Origin of the sequence: Streptomyces sp. WAC06614 (assembly GCF_003949795.1) — a bacterium.
Lineage (GTDB): Bacteria > Actinomycetota > Actinomycetes > Streptomycetales > Streptomycetaceae > Streptomyces.
Map to the genome: position 1 here is coordinate 1 of NZ_RPRY01000488.1, position 3,732 is coordinate 3,732.

The following is a 3,732-nucleotide window of genomic DNA, read 5'->3' on the forward strand; positions in this document are numbered from 1 at the left end:
CGCCCCACCGGCGCCCCCGCCCACGAGGCCCTCCCCGAGCTCGGCGAACTCGGCCTGCTCCCCCTCCTCGAACAGGTCCAGCGCAGCGGCAGGCCACGCACCGCCAAGAACCGCACCGCGCCCGGCGGCGGCCGGACCTACACCGTCACCTGCAGCCCCATCGCCTTCCCCGCCCGCGAGGGCCGGGCAGACGCCGAGAGCGACGCCGTCCTCGTCCACCTGGCCGACGTCACCGACCACGCCGAGGCCGTCGAACGGCTCCGCGCCAGCGAACGCCGCCAGCGCGAGGCCGTCGTCACCCTCCAGCGCTCCCTCCTCCCGCAGGAGCTCGAACAGCCCGACGACCTCCGCATCGCCGCCACCTACCACCCCGGCGGCACCGAGGCCGCCGTCGGCGGCGACTGGTACGACGTCATCACCCTCGGCGCCGGCCGCACCGCCCTCGTCATCGGCGACGTCATGGGCCGCGGCGTCCGCGCCGCCGCCGTCATGGGCCAGCTGCGCACCGCCGTCCGCGCGTACGCCCGCCTCGACCTGCCCCCGCACGAGGTGCTCCAGCTCCTCGACGGCCTGGCCGCCGAGATCGACGCCAGCCAGATCGCCACCTGCGTCTACGCCGTCCACGACCCCAACGAGGGCCTGCTCGCCTACGCCTCCGCCGGCCACCTGCCGATCCTGGTCCGCGACGCCGACGGCACCGTCCGCCGCGCCGCCGACCCCACCGGCCCGCCCCTGGGCACCGGCGGCTGGCTGCACTCCTCCGGCACCATCGCGCTGGGCCCCGGCGCCACCGCCGTCCTCTACACCGACGGCCTCGTGGAACGCCGCGGCGAGGACATCGACGAAGGCGTCGCCGCCCTCGAACGCGCCCTGTCCGGAGCCCAGGGCACCCCCCAGGTCATCTGCGACCGGCTGATGCGCGCCCTCGGCGTCGACGCCGACCACGACGACGACGTCGCCGTCCTCGTCCTGCAGCACCCCACCCGCACCGGCCCGGACGCCGAGCTCTTCCACAACGCCGCGCTCGAACTCCTCGGCGGCGTCGAGGCCGCCCCGCGCGCCCGCGCCTTCGCCCAGGGCGTCCTGACCTCCTGGCGCTTCCCCGTCGAGCTGTGCGACCTGGGCGTCCTCGCCGCCAGCGAGCTGGTGGCCAACTCCCTCCAGCACGGCACCCCGCCCATGCGGCTGCGCCTGCGCCGCACCGACCGCCGGCTGATCGTCGAGGTCACCGACGGGGACGACCACCTGCCGCGCCGCCGCCGGGCCGAACCCGCCGACGAGACCGGCCGCGGGATCTCGATCATCGCCACGATCGCCTCGTCCTGGGGCTCGCGCCGCACCCCGGGCGGCGGCAAGGCCGTCTGGTGCGAGTTCGCCCTGCCGGACACGTAGCGCACCGGACACGGTGCGCCCGCACGCACGACGAAGGGCCCGCCCCCAGGGGGACGGGCCCTTCGTCCACAGCTGTGGACCTACGCCACCGGACGCGGACCGGCCGGACCGGACACGGCTCAGACGGTGGCGGTGGCGGTGGCCGGCTCGGCAGCAGCAGCAGCCGGCTCGGCGGCGCGCGGCCCCCCGCCCGCGACCGGCGCACCCCGCAGCAGCGACGGGTTGTCCTGCACCGGGCTCAGCTGCCGGCCCAGCCGCAGCGCCAGCCAGACGATGCCCAGCGAGACCAGGGCGAACGTACCGACGTAGACCATCGGCAGCCCCGCGCCCACCGGCACGCCCAGCGGGCCGAGCGCCAGCGCCATCTGCTTGACCAGGGCGAAGGCCGAGTTGTACTGCCCGACCGAACCCTCCGGCGCCAGGTCCGCCACCAGCGGCGCCAGCGTCGGCGACAGCATGGCCTCGCCGATGCCGAACAGCGCGTACGTCGTCACGAACGCGGTCGCGGCCATCGCCGTGCTGCCGTGGCCGAGCCCGGAGAACCCGGCGATCAGCCAGGCGACCGTCCAGATCAGACCGACCAGGGCGATCACCCGGGACCGGCGCCGCTTCTCCACCAGCTTCAGCACGGCGAACTGCGCGACGACGATCGCACCCGTGTTGGCGGCCAGCGCGAAACCGAGCGTGGCCGGGCTGATCCCCGCCGCCTCGGTGCCGAACGCCGCCAGCCCCGACTCGAACTGCCCGTAGCAGGCGAAGAACAGGACGAAGCCCAGCACGCAGAACTGCACCATCGCCTTGTGCCGGACCAGCCGCGCCCAGCCGCCGCCCTGCGGGGCGGCGTCCTTGCGCAGCGCCTCGCTGATGACCGGCGTCTGCGGCAGCTTCACGCTGAGGATGATCCCGGCGAGCACCAGGAACATCACGGCCTCGACCGTGAAGAGCAGGGTGAAGCTGCCCGGCCGGCTCTCGTCGACGATCTGCCCGCCGAGCAGGCCGCCGATCCCCAGACCCAGGTTCTGCATGAAGAACTGCAGGGCGAACGCGCGGGTCCGGGAGGTCGGCGTCGAGCACGACACGATCATCGTGGCCAGCGCCGGCTGCATGACCGCCTGACCGGCGCCCAGCGCCAGGGCGGACAGCAGGATCGGGGCGACCCCGGTGGACAGTCCGAGCGCCAGCGCGCCGGCGGAGGCGGCGACGGCCGCGCCCATGACGACCGGGACGGGGCCCCGGCGGTCGATGATCCGCCCGGTGAAGGGCAGCGCGACGAGGGCACCGAGCGCGAACGCGATGAACGCGCTCGTCGCCGCCATGGAACCCAGACCCCGCACCTGCGCCACGTAGAGATAGAGGAACGGAACCGTGAAACCGATGCCGAACGCGCTCAGCGCGTTGCCGGCCTGGATCCGCCGCATCGCAGCGCCCATCACCTTGGTCACTTCTCACCTGCCCTTAGAGCTGAAGACTTCACACCTAAACTTCAAGCGTTAAAAGTACACATTGAAGGAGTTAGACGCAAACGAGCTCGTGCCATACTTCGCTCCATGGGTGACACCCCCGACCACACAGCGGCCCCGTCCGGCGAGCCGAGCCTCGACGAGCAGATCGCGCTCTACCAGCGCGAGTTCCAGGACCTCGATCCGCAGGTGGAGAAGGTCATGTCGGCGATGAGCCGGCTCAGCCGCCGGATGAACGTCGCCTACGGACGCCAGACGGCGGCCCTGGGCATCAGCAACGCCGAGTGGGAGGTCCTCAAGGCCCTCGTGCTCTCCGGGGCCCCGTACCGCCTCGGCCCGAGCGAGCTCGCCAAGCAGCTCGGCCTCACCCCGGCGGCCATGACCCACCGGATCGACCGCATGACGGCCGAAGGCCTGGTCACGCGCGAGCGCGACGAGTCCAACCGGGTCCGGGTGATCGTGGAGCTCACCGCCGAGGGCCGCAGTAAGTGGCTCGACGCCATGCGGTCCGCCTCCGTCTTCGAGGAGGACCTCCTCCAGGACCTCTCCCCCCAGGAGCGCGGCGTCCTCGGCGACCTGCTCACCCGCCTGCTGGACCGGGTCGAACGCCTCCAGATCCGGGCCTGACCGGCCGGCCACCCCGGGGTTGACACCCTCCCCAGGGGTCCGTAAAGTACTCCGAGTTGTCACGGAGCCGGAACGGTTCTGCGGCAGCCGTCCGCCGCCTCGTCGCGGCACCCCTACTCAGCACGATCTCCCGCTCGGGAACGAATTCGGCATGCCCGAATTTATTTTCGAGGCTCGATTATGAGCAGCCCGGGAAATCCGCTAGAGTTCGGGAGTCCGAACGGCCCAACAGCCGCAAGGGCGAACCCCCGCT

3 protein-coding genes are annotated in these 3,732 nt (G+C 72.8%); 2 read left to right on the forward strand and 1 reads right to left on the reverse strand.

The window, feature by feature from the left end; all coding sequences use genetic code 11:
• Positions 1–1,392, forward strand: a 1,392-nt coding sequence (locus EF918_RS33665) for an ATP-binding SpoIIE family protein phosphatase (RefSeq protein ID WP_125652685.1), incomplete at its 5' end; no start/stop codon positions are given.
• A 119-nt stretch (positions 1,393–1,511) separates the two neighbouring features.
• Here EF918_RS33665 and EF918_RS33670 read toward each other — a convergent pair.
• Positions 1,512–2,822: an MFS transporter gene (locus tag EF918_RS33670; protein WP_125652687.1), complete on the reverse strand. Its 1,311-nt coding sequence runs from the start codon at positions 2,820–2,822 to the stop codon at positions 1,512–1,514.
• Between the two features lie 117 nt (positions 2,823–2,939).
• Between EF918_RS33670 and EF918_RS33675 the strand changes: the two genes are divergently transcribed.
• A complete protein-coding gene (locus EF918_RS33675) occupies positions 2,940–3,479 on the forward strand; it encodes a MarR family winged helix-turn-helix transcriptional regulator (protein ID WP_125652686.1) in 540 nt (179 codons plus the stop codon).
• Positions 3,480–3,732 lie beyond the last annotated feature (253 nt).